The organism is Actinomadura sp. NPDC049753 (genome assembly GCF_040674655.1).
In the GTDB taxonomy this organism is placed as follows: Bacteria; Actinomycetota; Actinomycetes; order Streptosporangiales; family Streptosporangiaceae; genus Spirillospora; species Spirillospora verrucosospora.
On the sequence record NZ_JBFARL010000126.1, the window covers coordinates 1 to 24,263 of the forward strand.

Genomic DNA, 24,263 nt, shown 5'->3' on the forward strand with positions numbered 1-24,263 from the left:
ATCGAGCTGGCGGGGACGCAGATCGTCGGGGCGGACCGCGAGCGCGTCCGCGCGCTGCGCGGCCGGAAGGTCGCGATGATCTTCCAGGACCCGCTCGCCACCGCGCGGCACGGCCGCTCCTCCTGGATGAAGCTCTTGGACACCTCGCTCACCAGGTACGCCGACACCATCGCGAACGGCGCCGCCAGCGCCAGCCCCATCGCCCGCGCGTCCATGCCCCGGGCCCGCCACCAGCCCACCACGAACAGCACCGCGAACAGCAGCAGCCCCCCGTCGGTGCCCACGTCCGCGGCCTCGTGCACCCACGAGGGCGTGCCCTGCGCGAACTCGGTGATCTCCCGGTACAGATCGGCGCTGAAATCCGGCGCTCCCATGCTCTCCCTCACACTCGCAGCGGCCCCGTGCCCGTCATCTGTCAGACACCGCAAAGCCCGCTGATGTTCACCTTCCGGCCATAGGAGGACAACCATGTCACCTTAGGGGGATCACTCGCCGGGCATTGGCCCCACTCGTGCGGCCGGCCTCCGCCCGACCGGCCCCTCCGGCGACCGCTCCGCCCCGGAGTCCGCCCCGGAGTCCGCCCCTGCGGCGTCGAGCACTGCGGCGTCCGCCATCCCGCGGCGGCGCCGCGCGAACCGCACGACCTCCACCGTCGCCGTCACCCCCAAGGCCAACCCCAGCCCGACCGCCACGCCCTTCAGCGGCTCGTCCTCGAACGCCACCCCGCCCACATACCCCAGCAGCGCCCCGTACAGGGCCCACGACACCGCCGCCACCGCCGCGAACAGCGAGAACGACCGCAGCCGGTACCCGACCGCCCCCATCGTCACCGTCACCGCCGTCCGCCCGCCCGGCACGTACCGCGCCACCACCAGGATCAGCCCGCCCCGCTCTGCCATCGTCCGCCGCGCCCACCCCAGCGCCGCATGCCGCCGCGTCCCGGGCCGCGCCCCCCGCACCAGCCGGCCGCCCGCCCGGCGCCCCACCAGGTACGACACATGATCGCCCAGAAACGCGCCCGCCGCCGCCAACGCCACGACCGGAGCCAGCTCCGGCTGTCCCCCCGCCGCGTACACCCCCGCGGTGATCACCATGCTCTCGCTCGGCACCACCGGGAAGAAACCGTCGATCGCCGCCACCGCGAACAGCACGAGATAGAACCACGGCGACGTCACCGCCGTGTCCACCATGCCCATGATTCCGTCCATGGCCACGACGTTAGGAAGGCCCCGCCCCCGGCGGATCCCGCGAAAGACGCCGCCCACCCCCCACTTTCGTCAGGGGACCCCCGCCCCGCGAAAACGATTCGCGTCCCGGCCCCGGCTCCACCACACTTCACACACTGTGGGACACCTGCACATCTTCGACATGGACGGCACCCTGCTGACCGGCACCACCGCCAACCTCGAAATCGCCCGCCACCTCGGCACCCTCCCCGAACTCCACGACCTCGAAGCCCGCTTCGCGGCCGGCGCCCTCGACACCCGCGGCTTCTCCATCCAGATCCACCGCCTGTGGCGCCACCTCACCCCCGCCGTCGTCGCCACCGCCTACCGCGCCGCCACCTGGCTCACCGGCATCGCCGACGTCTGCGCCGACATCCGCGCCCGCGGCGAACACTCCGCCGTCATCACCATGTCGCCCGACTTCTTCGCCCACCACCTCCTCGACCACGGCTTCGACGACGTCGTCGCCTCCCGATTCCCCCCGATGCCCTTCACCGGCGCACTCGACCCCGCCGGCATCCTCACCCCCGCCGACAAGGTCCGCATCGCCGACGACCTCCTCGCCCGCCACCGCCTCACCACCGACCAGTGCACGGCCTACGGCGACTCCATGTCCGACGCACCCCTGTTCCGCCACCTCACCAACACCGTCGCCGTCAACGCCGACCACCACCTCGCCGGCATCGCCGCCCTCGACTACCGCGGCACCGACCTGCGCGCCGCCTACGCCCTCGCCCGCACCCTCCACCCCGCCTGACCCCGGCGAGGCCGCCGACCTGGGGGAGCGCGGCGAACAAACCCGTCCCGGCACCCCCCGGCACCCGCTCCGCATGGCACGATCAGCCACGTGACCAGCACACCCGCCGACCCGCACCACCTGCGCGACCTCGCACTGCTGCGCCGCGTCCGCGACCGCATCGACCGCGAATACGCCCAGCCCCTGGACGTCGAGGCGCTGGCACGCGGCGCGAACATCTCCGCCGGCCACCTCAGCCGCCGGTTCCGCCAGGCCTACGGGGAATCGCCCTACTCCTACCTGATGACCCGCCGCATCGAACGCGCGATGGCCCTCCTGCGCCGCGGCGACCTCAGCGTCACCGACGTGTGCTTCGCCGTCGGCTGCTCCTCCCTGGGCACCTTCAGCACCCGCTTCACCGAACTGGTCGGCATGCCCCCCAGCGCCTACCGCCGCCAAGCGGCCGACACCACAGCCGAACTCACCTCCTCCGGCACCGCCGCCGGCGTGCCGTCCTGCCTGGAGAAACAGGTCACCAGACCGATCAGGAATCGAGAAGCCCCACCGAACCCCCGCCCCTAACCTGACTCCCACCCGCACCACCGATCGGGTAGACAGGTGCCACCGCCACGCCCCATCAAGGGAGACACGACACGATGAGCAGGGCCACGAGCACGGACGCCCACCCGCCCGCGCCCCACGCCGCCGACAGCCACGACCTGATCCGCGTGCACGGCGCACGCGTGAACAACCTCAAGGACGTCGACGTCACGCTCCCCAAGCGCCGCCTCACCGTGTTCACCGGCGTCTCCGGCTCCGGCAAGAGCTCCCTGGTCTTCGGCACCATCGCCGCCGAGTCCCAGCGCATGATCAACGAGACCTACAGCGCCTTCGTCCAGGGCTTCATGCCCACCCTCGCCCGCCCCGACGTCGACGTCCTCGAAGGCCTCACCACCGCCATCATCGTCGACCAGCAGCGCATGGGCGGCGACGCCCGCTCCACCGTCGGCACCGCCACCGACGCCAACGCCATGCTGCGCATCCTGTTCAGCCGCCTCGGCGAACCCCGCATCGGCTCACCCCAGGCCTTCTCCTTCAACGTCGCCTCCATCAGCGGATCCGGCGCCGTCGCCTTCGAACGCTCGGGCAAGACCGTCAGAGAACACCGCAGCTTCAGCGTCACCGGCGGCATGTGCCCCCGCTGCGAGGGCACCGGCACCACCAACGACTTCGACCTCACCGCCCTCTACGACGACACCCTCTCCCTCAACCAGGGCGCCCTCACCGTCCCCGGCCACAGCATGGACGGCTGGTACGGCCGCATCTTCCGCGGCTGCGGCTTCCTCGACCCCGACAAGCCCATCCGCGACTACACCCCCGCCGAACTCCACGACCTCCTCCACAAGGAACCCACCAAGATCAAGGTCGAGGGCGTCAACGTCACCTACGAAGGCCTCATCCCGAAAATCCAGAAGTCGGTCCTCAGCAAAGACCGCGCCTCGATGCAGCCCCACATCCGCGCCTTCGTCGACCGCGCCGTCACCACCACCCCCTGCCCCGACTGCGGCGGCACCCGCCTCAGCGACACCGCCCGCTCATCGAAGATCAACGGCATCAGCATCGCCGACGCCTGCGCCATGCAGATCAGCGACCTGGCCGCCTGGGTCCGCGCCCTCGACGAACCCTCCGTCGCCCCGCTCCTCAAGGCCCTCGGCGACACCCTCGACTCCTTCGTCGAGATCGGCCTCGGCTACCTCTCCCTCGACCGCCCCTCCGGCACCCTGTCCGGCGGCGAGGCACAGCGCACCAAGATGATCCGCCACCTCGGCTCATCCCTCACCGACGTCACCTATGTCTTCGACGAACCCACCATGGGCCTGCACCCCCACGACGTCCAGCGCATGAACGACCTCCTCCTGCGCCTGCGGGACAAGGGCAACACCGTCCTGGTCGTCGAACACGAACCCGAGACCATCGCGATCGCCGACCACATCGTCGACCTCGGCCCCGCCGCCGGCACCGCCGGCGGCACCATCTGCTTCCAGGGCACCCTCGACGAACTGCGCACCAGCGGCACCCTCACCGGCCGCCACTACGACGACCGCACCCCCCTCAAGACCGACCTGCGAACCCCCACCGGCACCCTGCAGATCCGCGGCGCCAACGCCCACAACCTCCACGACGTCGATGTCGACATCCCCCTCGGAGTCCTCGTCGCCGTCACCGGCGTCGCCGGCTCCGGCAAGAGCTCCCTCATCCACGGCTCCATCCCCAAAGGCGCCGGCGTCGTCTCCATCGACCAGACACCCATCCGCGGCTCACGACGCAGCAACCCCGCCACCTACACCGGACTCCTCGACCCCATCCGCAAGGCCTTCGCCAAGGCCAACGGCGTCAAACCCGGACTGTTCAGCGCCAACTCCGAAGGCGCATGCCCCAACTGCAACGGCGCGGGCGTCATCTACACCGACCTCGCCATGATGGCCGGCGTCGCCGTCCCCTGCGAGGAATGCGAAGGCAAACGCTTCCAAGCCCACGTCCTCGACTACACCCTCGGCGGCAAGAACATCAGCGACGTCCTCACCATGCCCGTCGAGGAGGCCGAGCAGTTCTTCGCCGCCGGCGACGCCCGGACCCCCGCCGCCCACCGCATCCTGTGCCGCCTCGCCGACGTCGGCCTCGGCTACCTCACCCTCGGCCAGCCCCTCACCACCCTGTCCGGCGGCGAACGCCAACGCCTCAAACTCGCCACCCACATGGCCGAAGACGGCGGCGTCTACGTCCTCGACGAACCCACCGCCGGCCTCCACCTCGCCGACGTCGAACACCTCCTCGGCCTCCTGGACCGCCTCGTCGACGCCGGCAAATCCGTCATCGTCATCGAGCACCACCAGGCCGTCATGGCCCACGCCGACTGGATCATCGACCTCGGCCCCGGCGCCGGCCACGACGGAGGCCGCATCGTCTTCGAAGGCACCCCGGCCGACCTCGCCGCCGCCCGCTCCACCCTCACCGGCGAACACCTCGCCGCCTACATCGCCACCTGAACCCACCCCACCACGACCGCGGCGTTCTGCGCGTCAGTCAAGAGGCGCGGGACGCGGTCCGGCGGAGGTCCGAAAGCCTCAGCCCAGCAGGGCGCGCAGGGCCACGTCGCCGATCTGCCGCAGCTCGTCGTGGCTGCGCCCGGCCGCCGCCTGGACGGCGATGCCGTCGGAGATCGTGTGGACGAGAGCGGCCAGGGCGGCCGGTTCGTAGCCGGAGGGCAGGTCGGTGGCCTGCTCAAGCCGCCTGCGCAGCGCCGCCTCACCGGCCCTGCGCACCGCGATGGCGTCGCGGCGAACGGTGTGCGCGTCGGGTCCGCGGGCGTGCACGCTGTTGACGCACAGGCAGCCGTGGGGCGTGTCCCGGCCCGCGGTCAGGTCCACGGCCCCATGGATCAGCCGCTCGATGACCGCGCGGCCGGTGGGCGCGTCCAGCGCGTCGGCGGTGTAGGCGCCGGGGCCGTCAAGGTAGCGGGCCAGGACCTTGCCGAACAGTTCCTCCTTGTTGCCGAAGGCGGCATAGAGGCTGGGCTTGTTGATGCCCATCGCGGCGGTCAGGTCGGTCAGCGAGGTGCCCTCGTAGCCGTACCGCCAGAACACCTCCAGCGCGCGGTCGAGCGCGGCGTCTGCGTCGAACGAGCGCGGGCGTCCGCCAGGCATGCGGTCCTCCGTGCTGTCTCCCGAGTTTTATACCTATCGGTACGTTACATCTTGCGGGCGGGCGCCGCACTGCCCTATTTTCATACCGAAAGGTACAGAACTAAGGGGTGACGCATGATCCGAGTCGGAGTCGTCGGGGCGAGCGGTTGGGCGGACGGCTCGCACCTGCCCGCACTGGCCGCGCTCGAGGAGTTCGAGGTGACCGCGGTCGCGACCACCAACCAGGCCAGCGCGGACCGGGCCGCCGCCGCCCACGGCGTCCGCCACGCCTTCGCCGACGCGGGCGAACTCGCGGCGCACCCCGATGTCGACCTGGTCACCGTCTCGGTGAAGGCCTCCGCGCACGCCGCCGTGATCAAAGACGCGCTCAAAGCCGGAAAGCACGTCGTCTCCGAGTGGCCGTTGGGCGTCGACGCCGACGAAGCGAGCGAACTCACCGAGGCCGCCACCGCTGCGGGCGTCGTCCACGCAGTCGTTCTTCAGGGGCACCACTCGCCGAGCGTCCGCTTCGCCGCTGACCTTTTGGCCGAAGGCCGGATCGGCACGCTCGAATCGGTCGCGCTGGTGGCGGAGGGAGCGCCCTGGGGCGGCAGTCGCATCTGGCCGAACCTGGTGTTCGGCCTGGACCCCGCAGAGGGCACCAATATCCTGACCATCATGGCCGGTCACTTCCTGGCCACACTTGAACGGGTGGCGGGACCGCTGGCCGAGGTCTCGGCGCGGCTGCCCCGCACGCACGATCGCGTGCTGGTCGCGGGGACGGAGAGGACCGTCCCCAACGCGACCCCCAGCCACGTGCTGCTGCACGGAGTGCTGGCGAGCGGCGCCACCGCCTCCGTCGCCGTGCATGGCGGCAACGGACCCCTCCAGGACGCGTTCCTGCTCAAACTCGTCGGCAGCGACGCAACACTGACCGCCACCCCGGCCCAACGCGGAACCTTCATCCACTGGGGCGACTGGGACATCAGGATCGGAGACAACGCCCTGGCCGTACCCGACACCTACCGCACCGTCCCCGCGAACGTCCGGTCCGGCCCACCGGCCAACATCGCGGCCCTCTACCAGGAGGTCGCCCAGGCCATCACCGAAGGCCGGCAACCGCACCCCAGCTTCGAGACCGCCCTGCGCCACCACCGGCTCCTCGCCGCCATCGAACGCTCCGCAGCCGACGGAACCGCCCAGCAAACCCCCTAAAGCCCTCCCCACAACGCACACTTCCCCAACTCCGCCCGCACCAGCGGCCCGGTGGACCAGACCGCCGACCCCTCAACCGCCCCGCCGACCCTCCACCGGACCCAGCAGCGGATGCACCCGCATCGCCGCCTCCAACTCACCCGGAAGCTCATCGCGATACCGGCCCAACGTCGACAGATCCGCATGCCCCAGCACCCGCCGCACCGCATCCATGTCCGTCGCCGCCGCCAGCAGATGCGTCGCCGTCGTATGCCGCAACCCATGCGGCGTCACACTCCGCCGCCGCCCCGCATCCACCCGCTCCAGCACCCGGTCGATCACCCCCTGCACATCACCCCGCGCCAACCGCCGCCCCCGCCACGACAACAGCAGCGCCTTCCCCTCCCGCCCCCGATCCAGCAGCCCCCGCCCCTCCGCCAAATACGCGTCCAGCACCTCCGCCACCGGACGGGGGAGCGGCACATCCCGCGTCCGCCCGCCCTTACCGAAGATCCGCCAATACCGCGTCCCCCCGTTGACGAAGAAATCCTCCACATTCGCCGCCGTCAGCTCCGACACCCGCGGCCCCACCGCCGCCAGCAACAACACGATCAACCCGTCCCGCAACTCCGTGCGCTGATCCGCACGCCGCCGCACCCCCGCACCTCCGTCCGGCGCATCCACCAGACCACGCGCCGCCCCCAGCAACCCCTCCGCCTGCTCCACCGTCAACGCACGCCGCTCCGCCCGCAGCCCACCCCGCTGCTTCGGCCGCACCGTCACCGCCTGCATCGGATTCAACTGCACCCACCCCGCCACCACCGCATGCCGGAAGAACGCCGACACCGAACGCCGGAACCGCGCCTGCGACGCCGCACTCTGCAACGGCGCACCCCCCGCCACCACAGGCCGCGCCCCCCGCCGACGCCGCTCATCGGGCTTACGCGCGAACCTGAGCAGAACCTCATCGACGTCCTCACCCGTCAGATCGTCCAGCACCCGGTCCTCACCCGCCAGCGCCCCGAACGTCACCACATCCCGCACATAGACCTCCGCCGACGCCGGCGCCAGCGCACCCGTCGACGCCTTCGCACGCACCATCTCCGCATAGCGATCCACACACTCGGCCACGGACACACGCTGAACATCGGCAGGACGCACCCGCCGGACGCTACCCCCCGCCACCGACAGAACCCCGTAAGATCGACAACATGGGGGAGCGGGCACTGTTCGACCAGATCGGCGAGATCATCCGCGGCTCCACACCACCCCGCCTCGGCCACCCCCACATCCAGACACGCCACAACGGCGTCAAAGCCTGGTTCGGCGACCCCGCCCCCCAGCGCGAGCACTACGAAGCCCAGATCATCCCCGCCGAACTCGCCCCCGGCGCCCACCACCACGCCATCGAAATCGGCTTCCACGCCGAACACCCCGCCGAACCCGACAACGAGGCCGCCCTCACCCACCTGCTCGCCACCGAACCCGCATGGCGCACCGACCTCGGCGACGAACCCCGCACCGGCACCTTCCTCGGCCGCACCACCTGGCGCCGCATCTCCGAAACCTGGCCCGACACCGACCTCACCGGCCCCGACATCCCCTTTGAGATCGGCGTCCGCCTCGTCGACTACATCCGCGCCCTGGAACCGCACCGCAAACGGGTATGACCACCCGCACGCGTCCACCGGACAGGGGAGGGGACCCGTGCTCATCGGCACATCGGGATGGCAGTACGCCGACTGGCGCGACGTCCTCTACCCACCCGGCCTCGCCCAACGACGCTGGCTGCCCCACTACGCCGACACCTTCACCACCGTCGAGAACAACAACGCCTTCTACCGCCTCCCCGCCCGCGAGACATTCGAACTCTGGCGAGACAACACCCCGCCCGGCTTCGTCATGGCGGTCAAGGCCAGCCGCTACCTCACCCACATGAAACGCCTCAAAGACCCGGCGGAACCCGTCGCGCGCCTCATGAACGCCGCCAACGGCCTGGGGGACAGGCTCGGCCCCGTCCTGCTCCAACTCCCGCCCACCCTGCAAGCCGACACCGACCGCCTCACCGAATGCCTGCGCCAGTTCCCGCACGGCACCCGCATCGCCGTCGAACCCCGCCACCCCTCCTGGTGGACGGACCAGACACGCCGCGTCCTGGAGAACCACGGCGCGGCCCTGTGCTGGACCGACCGACTCGGCGAGCCGCAGACACCCCTATGGCGCACGGCCGACTGGCTCTACCTGCGCTTCCACGAGGGACCCTCCGACCCCTGGCCCGAGTACGACGACGAGACCCTCCGACAATGGGCCGACAAACTCGGCGGGACACAGGACGCCTACGTCTACTTCAACAACGACCCCGGCGGCGCCGCCGTCCGCAACGCCCTGCGCTTCACCGACCTCACGAACTGAACTGCGCCGCCACCAGGTCCGCGAGCCGCTGCGCGGCACCGAAATGCGGCGTCAGCCGAGTCTTCGTCATGGCGAACGAAGTACCGGTGGCGACGTCCGCATAGACGTAACTACCGCCACCACCCACCCAGCCGAACGTCGTAGGCGTCTCACCCGGCTCAGTACCGATCCGACCGAGCGGATACCCCAAGCCCAGCCGCACAGGATTGCCGAAGACCCGGTCAGTGCCCTCGAACGCCACCGCCGTCAACTCCTCAAGCCGACGCGACTCGATGAGCCGACCATCCAGGACCGCCGCGTTCATCGCCGCGATTCCCCGCGCCGTGAACGTGCCGACCGACGGAACGTCCGCCTGCAGAAACTCACGGCTATTACCCATGGTCGCGGTCGGCCGCAGCTCCCAAGGCGCAAGAACGGCATTGCCACCAGGCGAACCACCCGCATCCGGCGCGGCATCCTCAAGCCGCGCCAACCGGGCCAAGTCGGTCCGCGGCACACCGAAGTACAAGTCGCCGTCAATGCCCAACGGCGCCGCCACCCACTCACGCAGAAGTCGCCGCATCGGCTTGCCCGTGACCCGGCGCGCGACCTCGCCCACAAGGAACCCGTAGGTGAACGAGTGGTACCCCGTCTCCGTCCCAGGCCGCCACCGCGGCTCGGCATCGGCGATCGCGGCGCAGACCCGCGACCAGTCCGCCAGACCGGCAGGGCCGATCCCACCAGGCATCGCCGGGACGCCGACCGAGTGCGTGAGCACATGACGAAGAGTCGCGACCGCCTTCCCACGCGCACCGAACTCCGGCCACACGTCGACCACCGGCGTGTCATATCCGACGGCACCGCTCCCGACGAGCAGGTGAGCGATGAGCGACGTCATGACCTTGCCGGCAGAGAAACTGAAAAAGGGAGTCTCCGGGGTCACCCTGCGCCCGGTCTCACCGTCGGCGACCCCGGCGACAGCGTCGACGACAAGAGCACCGCGATGGTAAACCGCAACCTGCAAACCGGTCTCGGCCCCATCCTCGACAAGTTCGTCGAGGACGCTTTGCACCTTCTGCTGCAGCGAGGGCCCCCTCGTCACCGGCTCGCCCACGTGTAGCGAGTCTGACTGGCCATCGGCAGCTTCCCGAAAGCGAATCCGACAGTCGGCGCGACGCGATACAACCTGACATCGCCTGCGACGACCGCCTCACCCAGCCCATACCAGGTGCCCTCAGGGCTGGTCAGATGCGCGCTGTACTTCCGCTCGAAGTCCGCGACAGCCTGCTCCCGCTCCGATCGCTCATCCACCACGGACGCAAGACCCTCAATGACGACGTCCACACCGGTCAACGCATTCGTGCCGGTCGTCAGCACACAGTGCTGATTGTGCTCAAGATTCCGCGCCTTGCGCTCCTGACCGCCCGTGGTGAAGCACATGCCACCCAAACTCCAGAACGCCAGCAACGGCGTCACATGGGGTCGACCGTCAGGCCTCACCGTAGAAAGCCAGAACACCTCCGCCTCACCGATGACCGCCAACGCCGACGCCCACGGCGTCGCCTGCGCGCCCGGAGACGAGAACGCCCCGAGCTCAACATCCGGTTCACTGGCGTACATGTCACATCCTTAGAACGACGGGCACACGCTCAGCCGACCAGCGACTGTGAAGCAGCGACGGCAAGTCGGCCAGCCATGCCTTCCGGTCAAGTACTAGGTGCCGTCCTGAAGATGACCTGAACACGCCAAAAAACTCATCGGCCCACCCAGCTCGGCCCCCGAAGGCCGGCCGCCAACCACGCCGGTGCGCCATAGCCGTGGAACACGGACCGCTCGTCCCGGCTTACAGCCGAAAGCAGGCGCAGCCGACCTGATCAGGGCGCCAGTGGGGGAGCGGGGGAGAACCCACGGCGACGAAGGACGCGCCCGTGACGGTCGACCGCGGCCGCCAGGAAAGGCAGACTCCGACCCCGCCGCCGCCGTCCGGACGGCCAAGGCCGACCGGCTCCACAGCGTGGTACAGCGCGCCGCGACCCAGCGCACGTTCCGGACGCCGCGCGCACCACGATGCCCCCGTGGATGCGCCGCGAAGTCCACCGAAACCGTCACCGACAGCGCGTCGCTGGTGCAGTCGAGGCCGATCTTGGGCACCCGGCAGCCCTCAGATCAAACCAGACAGAATCCACCTTCTGTCTGGTTTGAGGTGAAATGAGTCGAGGCCTCGCGCGGAGGAGGGGGCTTCCAGGGGCGTCCATCTTGATCCCTTACTTGGGAGGTTATCGCCGCGGCGTGGAAGACGCTGGCAGGGTTGCTCGCCGAGCCAACTGCGCATCCACGGAGGTCACCCATGTCCCGAACCGCCACGTCAACGACCACGCGCGACCTCGTGGAGGAGTTGCTGCGCCGGATCGGCGAAGGCGACCCTGAGCGGATCGCCGCCATCTACGCCGAGCACTGCGACTGGAAGCTGGACTGGCCCGAAACGGAGCACGGCCGCGCCGCCACGCCCTGGATCCGGCACCGGTCCGGGCGTGCAGACGCCGCCGCGCACTACCGGCAGATCGCCGAGCACCACGTGCCCGAGGAGGTGGACACGCAGGTGGAGCGCATCCTGGTGGACGGTGATGACGCGGTGGTGCTGGGCGAGATCCGGCAGACCGCCCGGGCCACCGGGCGCGCCTATCGTGCCCGGTTCGCCCTGCACCTCACGGTCGAGAACGGCCTGGTCGTCCGGCACCACGTCTACGAGGACAGCCTCGCCGTCGCCCAGGCCTTCATGCCCTGACTAGAATCAACCCGGTTCCGTCGACGGCGGGGTTCGGCCAGACTGGCCCGGTGGATGATCTCGCCCGGCCGCCCCGACTGGCGCTGCCCACGGCAGTGGTGCGCGAGTCGTTCCTGGCCGGGGAGAGGGCCGACCATCTGGCGAGCGGCGACCCGGCGGACTGGCTGGACGAGGCCCACCGGGACTTCGAGGCGTTCGTGGCGAGCCGGCGCGGCGTGCAGGAGCGTTGGGGCGTCCCGTGCACGACGTTCTGGTTTGTCTCGGGCGAGCACTACATCGGCACTCTGATCCTGCGGCATCGCCTGACGCCGGAGCTCGCCGAAGTCGGCGGGCATATCGGATATCACGTCGTGTTGCCGTGGCGTAGGCAGGGCCACGCCACGCGGATGCTCGCAGCGGGATTGGCGAAATCCCGCCGGCTCGGTCTGGACCGGGTCCTGCTGACATGCGCCGCCGACAACGAGCCTTCCCGGCGGGTCATCCTCGCCAACGGCGGCGTGCACGGCGGGCGCGCCCGCGGCGAGGATCGCTACTGGATCCAGCTCACCGCCGAGCATGCGGCGTGCCCCGCGTGAACGGCTCCAAAGTGCGCCGATCGCCCCACTCTCTCCAGGTCCGTCCGTTGGTCGATAATGAACATTATGTTAAGTAGACCGGAGATGGACGGCCGCGGCGCGGGTCGCAACGTCAAGCAGAACCCCCGACGCCGCCTCCTCCAAAGCGCCCCCGCAGCGGCCCGTCCCCGTACCGCGCCGCCAGACCCGCCAGATACGCCGGAGTGTCCACGCACTCGCAAGCTGTGGTTGCTCACGACGAGGGTCCGACGCCTCGGTGTCACCACTACGGCCACCAAGACGACTGGTCTCCGCGCACTCGTCCGCGAGATTCCAGGCCCCGTCGCTGCCACCTTGCTCGGCTACAGCCAGCAAGTGACCCACAAGCATGTCGCCGACACGATCAGGGCGCGCGCCAGCACAGCTAGAGACCAAGAATGAGGAAAACGGGCGCTTTGGTCACTTGGGGGCGATGATGGCGATGGAGCTGACGGTGCCATCGCCCCAGACAGTGGTGCTCAGCAGCATGCGTCCGTCCAGCGAGACCGCAGTGAACTCAGGCACGAATCTCTCGGTGAACACCCCTGCGAACGAACTCCGCAGGAGTTCCACTCCGCTCCCCGCGATGTCCACTCCCCCTTGAGCTGAACCCGAACCCATGCCGGCGCAGGCTGGAGTTCGTCGCCGGTCGAGCAGTCGATCGCGAGCAGGAACTCGCGCCGCTCATTGAACAGACCGTGCTGCTGGGCAAGCCTCAGCCAGGCCGCATTGAGCTTGGTCGCCAGTTCGGGGTCGTCTACGCCGACCACTTCGTCAGGTTCCGCATCGATACGGCCGTCCTCGGTTCGCGAGCTGGCCGCCGACCTGCCCGGACGGGTGGGAAGCGGGACATCGCCCGCCTCGCGGCCGAGAAATCGCAGCCCGGCCGGTGCCAGAGCGGCGGCGATGTCGGCGTCGGAGTGAGGCACGACGCTCACGATAGCGAACAAGCGTTCACGAGACGCGGGAGACCCATCTCCCCCACCGGAATACGGCGCAGATCCATCAGTCTGGTGAACACCTTTGCGAAGGGGTGCGGCTCTGGTCGGCCGGCAGGTGCGTCTGCCGGGCGGATGACCACGTCACCGACCTTGGCATGGAACCGGAGCAGTTGATCATGCTTGAAGCTGACCTGCGCGACGAAAGGGCAAGCTTTCTCCGCTGCCAGAACTAACGGTCCCTGGCACGGATACTTCAGTGGAACTCGCGATGGAACGTTCGTGATCGCTCTCGATCTGCAGGGGAACCCCTGGCTCGACATCGCTGACCTTCCAGTCGCGGTTCCACCAGGGCGGGTCCCGCAACAATCCGTTGAAGAAGGGGGCAGGACGGTGAGATCCACTGGGGCCGGAGGGTTTTTCTGCCCGTGGTAAAGGATGCCGGGCCAGTATCTCAGTGCGGCGATCACGTCTGGCGTAAGAGTGCGATTGCAGTCTCCATGACCTCAGCCTCCCACCAGCCCATACGGTGTGCGAGCGATCGAAGGGTTACGCCTACGGCATATCTGAGGGGCGGCCGGGTCTCGAGCGCTGAGAATGTTGCGAGGTCGAATATCAGAGGTCTCCAGTAGAGGCGATGTTGATGGTGCCGGAGCGGTTCGTTCGTGCGTTGGACGTCTTCGAGGCGGTGGTCGCCGCGGTGCCGGCGGACGGGTGGCTGTCCCCCTCGCCGTGTGAGGGCTGGGCGGCGGTCGACGTTGCCGGGCATGTGACGGCCGGGCTGCTGGTGGTCGAGATGCGGGCCGCCGGGCGTCCGCTGCCCGAGGACGATCCGGACTGGCGCGAGGTCGCCGGTGCTGATCCGTTGGCGTCCTGGCGACGAGTGCGTGCGCGGATGATGGCCGAGCTGACGCCCGAGGCGCTGGCGCGTCCGGTGCAGTTGGCCCTCGGGCTGGAGATGACGTTGTGCGAGTGGCTGGAGGGTTATCCGCTGGAGTTGCTCGTCCACGCGTGGGATCTCGCCCAGGCCACTGGCCAGTCGGTCGTGTTCGACGCCGATCTGGTGGGGCCCGCGCTGGCGACCGCACGGCAGATGGCGCCTGCTGGTCGGGGGGCGGGCATGTTGGGCCCCGAAGTCGCCGTCCCCGAGGACGCCGACGATCAGGCGCGCCTGCTGGCCCTCTTCGGCCGCTCCCCCGCAGGTGCGTGAAACAAGCAGCCGGAGGTTACGGAGAGTGACCATCGACTGGTTTGGGTTGAGCCTCTCCCCCGCTTCACCGACTTCCTCGGCGGGAAGCGATGCCAGGGTCGGTGCTCGTCCAGACGCCCGGCGGTCTCCCCCACGTCACGTGCGGCCGGGGTGCCGCCCTGGCGTGTGTGTCGGACGAGGACGAGCGGCCGAGGCACCCGGACAGCACAGCGCGGTGAGCACCGTCCCCAGCAGGTCGCGTCCGCGATAGCTGGTCACGAAGAGCGGGCCAGCCTGGTCGGGCGCTGCCAAGCCCCATACCTGTCCCGGCGTCCGTACCGTCCGCGACCCCACCGTCGTCGACACCGAACTCCGCACCGCCGGAGCCGAGGTTGCCGCCCTGACCGAAGGAGGCCGATCGTGATCCGCTCCGGTTTGTCCTGGATATCCTCACTTTCGTGATCGACCAGGAGCGCGGCGATGGCCGGCCGACCACTGCCAAGCTTCGAAGCGTGCTGGCGCGTGCTTCACGGGTGGTGATCGCTGAGGGCGCGCCCGACGAGGCCGACTCCGGTGACGTGTCGCGGATCACGGTGTCCGGTACGGAGATCGCCGACCTGGGGCGGCTCTTGGCCATCGTGGACGGCGGCACCGGGGACCTGTGCCTGTGCCGCGGGTGGCCGACGATCCTGGTCTACTCCGGCGACGAACTCATCGCTCGTTGGACGCTCCATCACCAGAGCGGGCTTCGCGGGGTGGGGAACTGCGACGCCGATCTTGTGGACGGTCCTGCCCTCAGCGACTGGCTGGCCGAGCGCGGGCTGACCAGATCACGGGAAGTGCAGGCCGAGCTCGCCCTCCAGAAAGTGGAGTCGGACCAGCGTCGAATTCGCTGGATCCAGGCCGCACCAGCCGGGCTCGGTAAGGCGGCCGAAGCGGTAGCAAACCCTCCAGGTCGCGATCATGCGTCGTGGTCGCGCCGCCAGGACGTCGTCAGAAACCGGCTCGCCGCACAGGTGCGCAGCCGTCTTCCCGAGACGACCGAACGCATCCGCGCGCTTCTGGCCTGGCTCGGAGTGGCCGCTCGGGAACCCGGCGGCGGCCTCGTCTGGTACGACCTGGCCGTCGAGCGGCTGCTCCTCGCCGAGTCGGCCGACGCTGTTCTCGCCGCGCTCGTTGGTTCGCCTCCAAGCCCCGCTCACCTCGACGGTGCCGCCCAGCTGTTCTGCAGCCTCGAATGGACCAAGCTTCACGGCAACCAACTGCCCGAGCCACTGAAATCGATGCTGCACGAACACATCGAGAGTGACGGCACAGATCCCATGCGACGCCGCCTCAGCTGGGGCACCTACGGTGCCCGGCGGACCGACTAACCGATACCGATGGCTGAGGCGGGACGATGAGTAGCGATGCCGCCGGTCAGATGCCAGGAGTTCCACCTAGGCCCCAGCTTCCCGGCCCAGCCGTACGCGCCTCCGGACCGGCCCAGGCTACTGAAACTCGCTGGTAGCAGCTGCTGCTCGTCTGGCAGTGACATCACGAGCTTCCCCTGGCTCCTCCTGGCACCCTCGATCGGCCCTTTCCCTGACGGACGGTTTCGCGTCCGTCGGCCACTCAGCCCGAAATCATCGCAATCACCCTCACCGCGGACGCCGCAGTGGCACTCGCCGTTGACGACCTCCCGCCGGGCTCGGTCCAGCCATCGACCACTGAGTCGAACCAACCACCGATCACAGTCACTGAGCTGGGACAACGTCAACGCGTGTCCTTCAAGACGGCTTCGTTACTGGGACCCCGCATGGCAACGTGCAGGGCGGCGCCGTCTGGCGCCTGTGGCTCCCCCAAATTTTGTGGTGCGCGGGTGGGCCTGCGCCGGTTAGGGTGCGGGCATGCGCCGACGACATTGATCTTCACCTGAGGCAGGGCTTGCGCGGAGGCTGTACGGCTACGCGTTTCTTGAGGACTTCGTCCTTCTGTACCCGGTGTACGCGGTGCTGTTCGCCGAGACCGGGCTCTCCCCCGCCGCCGTTTCGTCGCTGTTCGTGATCTGGTCGGTCACGGCGTTCGCGCTGGAGTTGCCGTCCGGTTTGTGGGCGGATGTGTTCTCGCGGCGGTTGCTGCTGGTGGCCGCTCCCCTGCTGCCGGGCGCGGGCTTCGTGCTGTGGGCTTTCTTCCCTTCGTATCCGGCGTTCGCGGCGGGTTTCGTGCTGTGGGGTGCGGGGTCGGCACTGCGTTCGGGGACGATGCAGGCGCTGGTGTACGAGGAGCTGCAGCGGGTCGGGGCTCCGGGCGCGTATGCGCGGTTGGTCGGGCGGTCTGAGGCGGTGTCGCTGCTGGCGGTGGTGGCGGCGTCGGCGGTGGCGTCGCCGGTGCTGGCGGTGTGGGGGTACCGGGGGCTGGGTGCGGCGAGTGTGGCGGCTTGCGTGGGGTGTGCGGTGGTGGGGTGGTTCCTGCCGGAGTCCCGGGGTGGCGGTGAGGGTGCGGAGGAGCCGTCGTTCGGGTCGGTGGTGCGTCAGGGGTGGGCGCAGGTGCGGGGTGAGCCGGCGGTGCGGCGGGCGCTGGTCCTGGTGGTGGTGCTGGAGGGTGTGACGGCGCTGGATGAGTATGTGCCGCTGCTGGTCCGGTCGACGGGTGTGGCGGCGTCGGCGGTGCCGTTGCTGGTGATGGTGGTGACGGTCGGTGACGCGGTGGGGGGTTGGGCGGCGGGGCGGGGTGTGCGGTGGCTGGCGCCGGTGCTGGGGGTGGGGGCGGCGTGCCTGGCGGTGGGGTCGTTGGGTGGTCGGCCGGGTGGGCTGGTGCTGGTGGCGGTGGCGTTCGGGGTGTTCCGGTGGGCGATGGCGGGGGCGGACGCGCGGTTGCAGGAGCGGGTGGGTGACGGGGCGCGGGCGACGGTGACGTCGGTGGCGGGGTTCGGGGCGGAGGCGGTGGCCGTTCTGATGTACGCGGGGTATGCGCTGGGGTCGCGGTGGGCTGGTGCGGGGGTGCTGATGGGGGTGGCGGCGGTGCCGTATGTGGTGGTGGCGGTCGTGCTGGGGTTGGGGGCGCGGCGGCGCGGCGTACATCCGGAGTCGTAGGCGGCGGGTGGCCGGTACGCGAAAGGCGCAGGGCGGTTGAACGCTCTCGCCGGATTCGTGGGTGGTGGGCGCGGGCCGAGGATCGTGGGGTCGTTGCGGATCGATTCTTGGAGCGTGTGCTGATGGGTGGGGACGCGCTGGTTCTGGCGCGGGTGCAGTTCGCGCTGACGGCCGGCACGCATTTTCTGTTCGTGGCGCTGACGCTGGGGTTGGCGACGCTGGTGGCGTTGACGCAGACGCGGGCGACGGTGTCGGGCAGTGCGGTGCATGCGCGGATGGTGCGGTTCTGGGGGCAGTTGTATGTCATCAACTATGCGGTGGGGATCGTCACCGGGTTGGTGATGGAGTTCCAGTTCGGGTTGAACTGGTCGGGGTTGTCGCGGGTGACCGGGAACGTGTTCGGGGTGCCGCTGGCCCTGGAGACGATCGTGGCGTTCTTCGTGGAGTCGACGTTCCTGGGGCTGTGGATCTTCGGGTGGGATCGGCTGAACCGGTGGGTGCATCTGGCGCTGATCTGGGTCGTGACGTTGACGGCGTATCTGTCGGCGTACTTCGTGCTGGTCGCGAACGGGTGGCTGCAGCGTCCGGTGGGGTTCGTGATGAAGGACGGTGTGGCGCGGCTGGACGATGTGGGGGCGCTGCTGACGAATCCGACGGCGCTGCTGGCGTTCTTCCATGTGCTGTTCGGGGGGTTGCTGACGGCGGGGTTCTTCATGGCGGGGGTGAGTGGTTTTCACCTGCTGCGGCGGACGGCGGAGGTGGAGTTCTTCCGGCGGTCGATGCGGATCGGGTTGCTGACGGTGATGGTGTCGGTGATGCCGGTGGTGATCTTCGGTGGGACGCAGTTCCAGTACACGCAGCCGACGAAGACGGGCGGGCGCAAGGCGGCGGCCGCGGTGGCGGATTTCACGGCGCGGTTCGGGCCGGACGACTATCGGGCGCCGGTGCTGGCGGGGGTCGGTGAGGGGCTGATGGTGACGATGTGGTTGCTGATGCTTCTGATCGCGTTGGTGGCGCTGGTGAAGTTTCCGTTCGGCGGGTGGCTGGTGCGGGGGCGGGTGTTCCACGTGCTGATGATCGTGGCGGTGCCGCTGCCGTATGTGGCGATGGTGTCGGGGTGGGTGTTCCGCGAGGTGGGGCGGCAGCCGTGGATGGTGTACGGGGTGCTGAAGACGCGGGACGCGCTGTCGCCGGGTGTGGGGTCGGGGACGATCACGGTGTCGTTCGTGGCGTTCTCGGTGCTGTTCGCGGTGCTGTTCGGGGTGAACGCGTGGCTGCTGGCGCGGTTCGCGCGGCGGGGTCCGGAGGGGGCGGGGCTGGGTGCCCCTCCCCCGGCGGAGCCGGCCGCGCCGGTGATGAGCCCGACGTTCTGACAGGAGCCTGGTGATGGATTCTCTTGCGGTGGTGTTGCTGGCTGTGTTCTCGGCCGGGTATCTGGTGCTGGCCGGCGCCGATGTCGGGGTGGGGATGCTGCTGCCGTGGCTGGGGCGGGACCAGCGGGAGCGGCGGCTGGTGATCGCGTCGTTCGCGCCGTTCTTCCTGGGCAACGAGGTGTGGCTGGTGGCGGCGGCGGGTCTGGTGGCGGGCGCGTTCCCGGGGCTGGAGCACGGGTTGCTGGAGGAGTTGTATCCGCTGTTCGCGGTGCTGCTGTTCGGGTGGGTCGTGCGGGACATGGGGTTGTGGCTGCGGGGCCGGGTGGACGCGGCGGCGTGGCGTGGCGGGTGTGACGCGGCGATCGTTGCGGGGAGCTGGGCGCTGGCGCTGGCGTGGGGTTCGGTGCTGGGTTCGGTGCTGGCCGGTGGCGGAATGGGTGTGGGGAGCGTCGCGGGGTTGCCGTTGGCGGTGCTGTTCGCCTGGCATGGCGCGGGGTTCGCGCGGTGGCGGCTGCCGGTGGGGCTGGCGGAGCGTGCGGGGCGGGTTCCGGCTCGGTACGGGTTGTCGGCGCTGGTGATGGCGGGGGCGCCGGTGGTGGCCGGGGTGCAGGTGGAGTGGTCGCAGGTGGTGGCCGAGGGTGCGGGGCTGACGGTGACGGCGGTGGTGACGGTGGTGGTGCTGCCGCTGCTGCTGGCGTCGCAGGCGCTGGTGTGGTGGACGTTCCGGGGGCGTGTGGAGTCGCCCTCGTACCTGTAGGCGGGCGGGGTGAAGGGGGTCGAGCGGCGTCTGCTGCGGTTGGTTCCTGGCCGGGTGATGGTGCTGCTGGGGGTGCTGGCGGCGGGGCAGGGTGTGCTGCTGGTGGTGCAGGCGGAGTTGCTGGTGCGCGCGGTGGCGGGTCTGGATGCGGGCCCGTTGCCGTGGGTGGCGGTGGCGGTGGCGGGGCGCGCGTTGCTGGCGTGGGCGGTGGCGCTGGTGGCGGGCCGGGCGGCGGCGCGGGTGAAGCGGGGGCTGCGGGGTGAGTTGCTGGAGCGGGCGGCGGGTGATGCGGGCGGGCGGGTGACGCTGCTGACCCGGGGGTTGGACGCGGTCGATCCGTTCTTCACCGGTTATGTGCCGCAGGTGGTGGCGGCGTGTGCGGTGCCGGTGGTGGTGCTGGTGCGGCTGGTGGCGGCGGATTGGGCGTCGGCGCTGGTGGTGGCGGTGACGGTCCCGCTGGTGCCGGTGTTCGGTGCTCTGGTGGGGATGCGGACGGCGGCGTTGACGGGGCGGCAGTGGGGGCTGCTGCACCGGTTGGGCGGGCATTTCCGGGACGTGGTGGCGGGGCTGGGGACGTTGCGGGCGTTCGGGCGGACCGGTCATCAGTCAGTGGTGGTGCGGGAGCTGGCGGGTGAGCATCGGCGGGCGAGTGTGCGGGCGCTGCGGGTGGCGTTCCTGTCGTCGCTGGTGCTGGAGCTGGTGTGCGCGTTGTCGGTGGCTTTGGTGGCGGTTCCGGTGGGGTTGCGGTTGCTGGGCGGGGAGATGGTACTGGCGACGGGTCTCCTGGTGCTGGTGTTGACGCCGGAGGTGTATCTGCCGTTGCGGGCGCTGGGGCAGCGTTTCCACGCGAGTGCGGAGGGCGTGGCGGCGGCGCGGGAGGTGTTCGCGGTGCTCGACGCGCCGACGGTTTCCGGGTGCGGGGGCCGGGTCGTGGTGGGCGAGCGGGCTCCGGAGATCGTGCTGGAGGAGGTGACGGTGCGGTATCCGGGTGCGGCGGAGGCGGCGCTGGACCGGGTGTCGCTTCGGGTGGCGCCGGGTGAGCGGGTGGCGGTGACGGGGCCGTCGGGGGCGGGCAAGTCGACGCTGCTGCTGGTGCTGGCGGGGCTGGTGTCCCCCGATTCGGGGCGGGTGCTGGTCGACGGGGTGGATCTCGCGGAGCTGGAGGCGGGGGCGTGGCGGGCGCGGGTGGGGTGGGTGCCGCAGCGGCCGCATCTGTTCGCGGCGTCGGTGGCCGACAACATCCGGCTGGGTGATCCAGGCGCCGGGGCGGAGCGGGTGCGGGAGGCGGCGCGGGCGGCCGCGGCGGATTTCGTCGAGGATCTCCCGGAGGGGTTGGAGACGGTGCTGGGTGAGGGCGGTGCGGGGTTGTCGGCGGGGCAGCGGCAGCGGCTGGCGATCGCGCGGGCGTTCCTGTCGGGGGGTCCGGTGATGCTGCTGGACGAGCCGACGGCGCGGCTGGATCTGCACAGTGAGCGGGTGCTGGTGGATGCGGCGGTGCGGTTGCTGGCGGGGCGGACGGCGGTGCTGGTGGCGCATCGTCCGGCGTTGCTGCGGGCTGCGGACCGGGTGGTGCGGTTGGAGAGCGGCCGGGTGTGCGCGGCGGCCGGTGGGCGTGTCGGCGGGGTGGCGGCGTGAGGGGCGCGTCGGGGGTGTGGGGTGCGGTGCGTCCGTATGCGGTGCGGTTGGTGGCGGCGGGCGTGGCGGGTGCGGCGGCGGAGCTGTGCGGGCTGGGGTTGATCGCGGCGGCGGCGTGGCTGATCGCGCGGGCGTCGCAGCGTCCGGAGCTGGCGGCGTTGTCGGTGGCGGTCGTGGCGGTGCGGGGGTTCGCGCTGGCGAAGGGGTCGCTGCGGTACGTGGAGCGGCTGGCCGGGCATGACGCGGCGTTGCGGGCGCTGGCGGAGTTGCGGGGCCGGGTGTTCGACGCGTTGGCGGCGGCGCGTCCGGGGACGCGGCGGGTGCGCGACGGTGACGCGCTGACGCGGATGGTGTCGGATGTGGACGCCGTGCAGGACCTTCTGCTGCGGTGTGTCCTGCCGGTGGCGGCGTCGGTGGTGTGCGGGACCGCGGGGGTGGCGGTGTGCGCGCTGGTGGAGGCGTCGGCGGCGGTGGTGCTGGCGGTGGGTCTGCTGGTGGCGGGGGTGGTGCTGCCGGTGGTGGCGGCGGTGGCCGGCGGGCGTGCGGCGGCGCGGATGGCGGACGGGCGTGAGGTGCTGGCGGTGCGGGCGCTGGACGTGCTGGAGGGTGCGCGGGATCTGGCGATGTTCGGGGCGTCGGGGCGGTTCGCGGAGCGGGCGCGGGAGGCGGTGCGGGGGCTGGAGCGGGCCGAGCGGTCGGCGGCGCGGGTGTCGGCGGTGGTGGCGGCGGCGGGTTTCGTGGTGCAGGGCGTGACGGTCGCCGGGGTGGCGTGGGCGGGGTTGCGTGCGGGTGTGGACGAGGTGGGTGCGGCGGTGGTGGCGTTGACGGCGCTGGTTGCGGTGGAGTCGGTGTTGCCGCTGGCGGGTGCGGCGCAGCGGTTGCGGGAGGTGGCGCCTGCGGTGGGTCGGGTCGGGGCGGTGCTGGCCGCTCCCCCGGCGTCGTGCCCGGAGCGTCCGGTGGTGGTGCCGCGGGGTCCGCTCGCGGTGGAGCTGCTGGGTGTGCGGGTCGCCTACGGGGAGGGGGTGGCCTTGGACGGGGTGGATCTGCGGGTGGAACGGGGCCGGCGGGTCGCGGTGGTCGGGGCGAGCGGCGCGGGCAAGAGCACCCTGCTCGCGGCGGTGTCGGGGGACGTGCCGGTGGCGGCGGGTGCGGTGCTGCTCGGCGGGCGGGACGTCGGGGTGTATGCGCCCGGGGATGTGCGGGAGGCGGTGCGGGGGCTGGCGCAGGACGCGCACGTGTTCGCCGCGTCGGTGCGGGCGAATCTGCTGCTGGCGCGTCCGGACGCGGATGAGGAGCGGTTGTGGGCGGCGGCGGAGCGGGCGCGGTTCGCCGAGGTGGTGCGGGCGCTGCCGGACGGGTGGGACACCGTGGTGGGGGCGGGCGGGCGCGGCCTGTCGGGCGGGCAGCGGCAGCGGCTGCTGCTGGCGCGGGCGCTGCTGGCCGATCCGCCGGTGCTGGTGCTGGACGAGCCGACCGAGGGACTGGATCCCGCGGCGGCGGACGCGGTGACGCGCGAGCTGCTGGAGGCGCCGGGGGGCGGGACGCTGCTGCTGGTGACGCATCGGTTGGCGGCGCTGGGCGCGGCCGACGAGGTGGTGGTGCTGGATCGGGGTCGGGTGGTGCAGCGGGGGCGGCACGAGGAGTTGCTGGCGGTGCCGGGCGCTTACCGCGATCTGTGGGAGGCGGAGCTTCTGGCGGCTCGGGCGGCGGCGTGATGTTCGGCGTGATGTTCGGTGTGGTGGAGGGCCCGGGCGAGGGCGGCGATGGCGTCGGTGATGGCTGAGGCGGGGACGGCGGCGTAGCCGAGGACGAGCCCGGGCGGGTGGGGGCGTTGTGCGTGCCATGACAGCGGGTGGGTTTTGACGCCGTGTTCCAGTGCGGCCGCGGCGAGGGCGGTGTCGTGGAGGGTGCCTGGGCGGCCGGGGAAGGTGATGGTCAGGTGCAGTCCGGCGGCGGCGCCGTGGACGGCGGCGGTGGGCAGGTGCGCGGCGATGGCCTCGATCATCGTGTCGCGGCGTCGGCGGTGGCGGCGGCGCAGGAGCCGCAGGATGCGTTCCATCTCGCCTGAGTTCATGAGTTCGGCGAGGACGAGTTGCGGGAGGGCGGCGTTGCCGAGGTCGGCGAAGCGTTTCTCGGCGATGACGGCGTCCAGGTGCTGGGGCGGGGGCAGGATCCAGCCGGTCCGCAGTGCCGGGGCGAGGAGTTTGGAGACGCTGCCGAGGTAGAAGGCGCGGTCGGGGAGCATGGAGCGCAGGGCGGGGACGGGGGGCCGGTCGTAGCGGTGTTCGGCGTCGTAGTCGTCTTCGATGACCAGGCCGCCCGCGGCGGCCCAGCGTGTGAGGTCGCGGCGGCGGTCGCCGCCGAGCACGGCGCCGGTGGGGAACTGGTGGGCGGGGGTGAGCAGGACGGCGGGGGCTCCGGTGGCGTGGAGGCGGTCGACGCGGATGCCGGCGGTGTCGACGGGGACGGGCGGAGTGGTCATCCCCCAGTGCGCCAGGTGCTGGCGGACGCCGAGGGAGCCGGGGTCCTCCACGGCGATCCGGTCGATGCCCTCGCGGGCCAGGACGCGGGCGACGAGGCCGAGGGCCTGGGCGGTGCCGGCGACGACGACGATGCCGGCGGGGTCGGCGCTGATGCCGCGGTAGCGGGCGAGCCAAGCGGCGACGGCGGTGCGCAGGGCGGGGGTGCC

The 24,263-nt window shown here is 70.9% G+C and carries 22 protein-coding genes and 1 pseudogene; 15 read left to right on the plus strand and 8 right to left on the minus strand.

Translation table 11 applies throughout. The features are described from left to right. Together AB0K37_RS27310 and AB0K37_RS27315 are read right to left on the minus strand one after the other, a co-directional pair. Positions 1 to 374 (minus strand): annotated as a pseudogene (locus AB0K37_RS27310) (hypothetical protein); the annotation flags it as partial. A gap of 111 nt (positions 375 to 485) precedes the next feature. Further along, positions 486 to 1,208, minus strand: coding sequence for a DedA family protein (locus AB0K37_RS27315; protein ID WP_363985826.1), 723 nt, complete (start codon positions 1,206 to 1,208; stop codon positions 486 to 488). A 136-nt stretch (positions 1,209 to 1,344) separates the two neighbouring features. Between AB0K37_RS27315 and AB0K37_RS27320 the strand changes: the two genes are divergently transcribed. From AB0K37_RS27320 to AB0K37_RS27330, 3 genes are all read left to right on the plus strand, one after another. Then, positions 1,345 to 1,983 (plus strand): HAD-IB family phosphatase, encoded by a 639-nt coding sequence (locus tag AB0K37_RS27320; protein WP_363985828.1) that lies wholly within the window; start codon positions 1,345 to 1,347, stop codon positions 1,981 to 1,983. A gap of 90 nt (positions 1,984 to 2,073) precedes the next feature. Beyond that, on the plus strand, positions 2,074 to 2,544 hold the full coding sequence (locus AB0K37_RS27325; RefSeq protein ID WP_363985830.1) for a helix-turn-helix transcriptional regulator: 471 nt from the start codon (positions 2,074 to 2,076) through the stop codon (positions 2,542 to 2,544). Positions 2,545 to 2,618: 74 nt separating this feature from the next. Continuing rightward, complete coding sequence (locus AB0K37_RS27330; protein WP_363985832.1) at positions 2,619 to 5,009, plus strand: excinuclease ABC subunit UvrA; 2,391 nt, start codon at positions 2,619 to 2,621, stop codon at positions 5,007 to 5,009. A 78-nt stretch (positions 5,010 to 5,087) separates the two neighbouring features. Here the strand turns inward: AB0K37_RS27330 and AB0K37_RS27335 are convergent, their stop codons facing one another. Then, positions 5,088 to 5,666 carry a TetR/AcrR family transcriptional regulator gene (locus AB0K37_RS27335; protein ID WP_363985834.1) on the minus strand — a complete coding sequence of 193 codons (579 nt, stop codon included), beginning with the start codon at positions 5,664 to 5,666 and terminating at the stop codon, positions 5,088 to 5,090. A 114-nt stretch (positions 5,667 to 5,780) separates the two neighbouring features. On the opposite strand from AB0K37_RS27335, the gene AB0K37_RS27340 reads away from it, so the two are divergent. Continuing rightward, positions 5,781 to 6,860, plus strand: a complete 1,080-nt coding sequence (locus AB0K37_RS27340; RefSeq protein ID WP_363985836.1) for a Gfo/Idh/MocA family oxidoreductase — start codon at positions 5,781 to 5,783, stop codon at positions 6,858 to 6,860. A 72-nt stretch (positions 6,861 to 6,932) separates the two neighbouring features. On the opposite strand, the gene AB0K37_RS27345 is transcribed toward AB0K37_RS27340, so the two are convergent. Further along, positions 6,933 to 8,000: a tyrosine-type recombinase/integrase gene (locus tag AB0K37_RS27345; protein ID WP_363985838.1), complete on the minus strand. Its 1,068-nt coding sequence runs from the start codon at positions 7,998 to 8,000 to the stop codon at positions 6,933 to 6,935. A 50-nt stretch (positions 8,001 to 8,050) separates the two neighbouring features. Between AB0K37_RS27345 and AB0K37_RS27350 the strand changes: the two genes are divergently transcribed. Together AB0K37_RS27350 and AB0K37_RS27355 are read left to right on the plus strand one after the other, a co-directional pair. Next, complete coding sequence (locus AB0K37_RS27350; protein WP_363985840.1) at positions 8,051 to 8,509, plus strand: hypothetical protein; 459 nt, start codon at positions 8,051 to 8,053, stop codon at positions 8,507 to 8,509. Positions 8,510 to 8,546: 37 nt separating this feature from the next. Continuing rightward, the gene (locus AB0K37_RS27355; protein ID WP_363985842.1) at positions 8,547 to 9,251 is read left to right on the plus strand and encodes a DUF72 domain-containing protein; all 705 of its coding nucleotides are present in this window, start codon (positions 8,547 to 8,549) and stop codon (positions 9,249 to 9,251) included. Here the strand turns inward: AB0K37_RS27355 and AB0K37_RS27360 are convergent. Both AB0K37_RS27360 and AB0K37_RS27365 read right to left on the minus strand, forming a co-directional pair. Beyond that, positions 9,241 to 10,344 carry a serine hydrolase domain-containing protein gene (locus AB0K37_RS27360; protein WP_363985844.1) on the minus strand — a complete coding sequence of 368 codons (1,104 nt, stop codon included), beginning with the start codon at positions 10,342 to 10,344 and terminating at the stop codon, positions 9,241 to 9,243. The genes AB0K37_RS27355 and AB0K37_RS27360 overlap by 11 nt on opposite strands. Next, a complete protein-coding gene (locus AB0K37_RS27365; RefSeq protein WP_363985846.1) occupies positions 10,329 to 10,850 on the minus strand; it encodes a pyridoxamine 5'-phosphate oxidase family protein in 522 nt (173 codons plus the stop codon). The genes AB0K37_RS27360 and AB0K37_RS27365 overlap by 16 nt, the downstream gene beginning before the upstream one ends. Positions 10,851 to 11,577: 727 nt before the next feature. Here AB0K37_RS27365 and AB0K37_RS27370 point away from each other — a divergent pair. Together AB0K37_RS27370 and AB0K37_RS27375 are read left to right on the plus strand one after the other, a co-directional pair. Then, positions 11,578 to 12,015 carry a nuclear transport factor 2 family protein gene (locus tag AB0K37_RS27370; protein ID WP_363985848.1) on the plus strand — a complete coding sequence of 146 codons (438 nt, stop codon included), beginning with the start codon at positions 11,578 to 11,580 and terminating at the stop codon, positions 12,013 to 12,015. A gap of 50 nt (positions 12,016 to 12,065) precedes the next feature. Continuing rightward, the gene (locus AB0K37_RS27375) at positions 12,066 to 12,590 is read left to right on the plus strand and encodes a GNAT family N-acetyltransferase (protein ID WP_363985850.1); all 525 of its coding nucleotides are present in this window, start codon (positions 12,066 to 12,068) and stop codon (positions 12,588 to 12,590) included. Between the two features lie 497 nt (positions 12,591 to 13,087). Here the strand turns inward: AB0K37_RS27375 and AB0K37_RS27380 are convergent, their stop codons facing one another. Continuing rightward, the gene (locus AB0K37_RS27380; RefSeq protein WP_363985852.1) at positions 13,088 to 13,537 is read right to left on the minus strand and encodes a hypothetical protein; all 450 of its coding nucleotides are present in this window, start codon (positions 13,535 to 13,537) and stop codon (positions 13,088 to 13,090) included. 646 nt (positions 13,538 to 14,183) lie between these two features. Here AB0K37_RS27380 and AB0K37_RS27385 point away from each other — a divergent pair. The 7 genes from AB0K37_RS27385 to cydC all read left to right on the plus strand — a co-directional run bounded on the left by AB0K37_RS27385 (position 14,184) and on the right by cydC (position 23,289). Next, positions 14,184 to 14,756, plus strand: coding sequence for a TIGR03086 family metal-binding protein (locus AB0K37_RS27385; protein WP_363985854.1), 573 nt, complete (start codon positions 14,184 to 14,186; stop codon positions 14,754 to 14,756). A gap of 437 nt (positions 14,757 to 15,193) precedes the next feature. Continuing rightward, positions 15,194 to 16,108, plus strand: coding sequence for a hypothetical protein (locus AB0K37_RS27390; RefSeq protein WP_363985856.1), 915 nt, complete (start codon positions 15,194 to 15,196; stop codon positions 16,106 to 16,108). A 564-nt stretch (positions 16,109 to 16,672) separates the two neighbouring features. Further along, the gene (locus AB0K37_RS27395; protein WP_363985866.1) at positions 16,673 to 17,809 is read left to right on the plus strand and encodes an MFS transporter; all 1,137 of its coding nucleotides are present in this window, start codon (positions 16,673 to 16,675) and stop codon (positions 17,807 to 17,809) included. Between the two features lie 116 nt (positions 17,810 to 17,925). Further along, on the plus strand, positions 17,926 to 19,182 hold the full coding sequence (locus tag AB0K37_RS27400) for a cytochrome ubiquinol oxidase subunit I (protein WP_363985868.1): 1,257 nt from the start codon (positions 17,926 to 17,928) through the stop codon (positions 19,180 to 19,182). A gap of 13 nt (positions 19,183 to 19,195) precedes the next feature. After that, positions 19,196 to 19,939 (plus strand): cytochrome d ubiquinol oxidase subunit II, encoded by a 744-nt coding sequence (locus tag AB0K37_RS27405; protein ID WP_363985858.1) that lies wholly within the window; start codon positions 19,196 to 19,198, stop codon positions 19,937 to 19,939. A gap of 9 nt (positions 19,940 to 19,948) precedes the next feature. Beyond that, positions 19,949 to 21,574 (plus strand): thiol reductant ABC exporter subunit CydD, encoded by a 1,626-nt coding sequence (gene cydD, locus AB0K37_RS27410; protein WP_363985860.1) that lies wholly within the window; start codon positions 19,949 to 19,951, stop codon positions 21,572 to 21,574. Positions 21,575 to 21,600: 26 nt separating this feature from the next. Then, a complete protein-coding gene (gene cydC, locus AB0K37_RS27415) occupies positions 21,601 to 23,289 on the plus strand; it encodes a thiol reductant ABC exporter subunit CydC (RefSeq protein ID WP_363985862.1) in 1,689 nt (562 codons plus the stop codon). Here cydC and AB0K37_RS27420 read toward each other — a convergent pair. Next, the coding region (locus AB0K37_RS27420; protein ID WP_363985864.1) for a PLP-dependent aminotransferase family protein at positions 23,238 to 24,263 on the minus strand (1,026 nt) is incomplete at its 5' end. The two genes, cydC and AB0K37_RS27420, sit on opposite strands and share 52 nt — an antisense overlap.